The organism is Paraburkholderia sp. J8-2 (assembly GCF_905220195.1).
Lineage (GTDB): Bacteria > Pseudomonadota > Gammaproteobacteria > Burkholderiales > Burkholderiaceae > Paraburkholderia.
On sequence record NZ_CAJMZA010000162.1, the window covers coordinates 1 to 220 of the forward strand.

The following is a 220-nucleotide window of genomic DNA, read 5'->3' on the forward strand; positions in this document are numbered from 1 at the left end:
TTTGACTGGGGGATTAGCTCAGCTGGGAGAGCACCTGCTTTGCAAGCAGGGGGTCGTCGGTTCGATCCCGTCATCCTCCACCAATCTTCAATGCACAGCGTTCTGCAGAAGTGATGCAGAACATTTCGCATTGGCGATTGAGCCAGTCAGAGCGATGTGAGTAAAACCATATCGGCTGTCGTTCTTTAACAATCAGGAAGAAGTAGTAAAGAGATTCATC

1 tRNA gene is annotated in these 220 nt (G+C 49.1%); it reads left to right on the forward strand.

Annotation, left to right across the window (positions count from 1 at the left end):
• Positions 1-7 precede the first annotated feature (7 nt).
• Positions 8-83: transfer RNA gene (locus U5A52_RS43260), tRNA-Ala, on the forward strand.
• Positions 84-220: the final 137 nt, after the last annotated feature.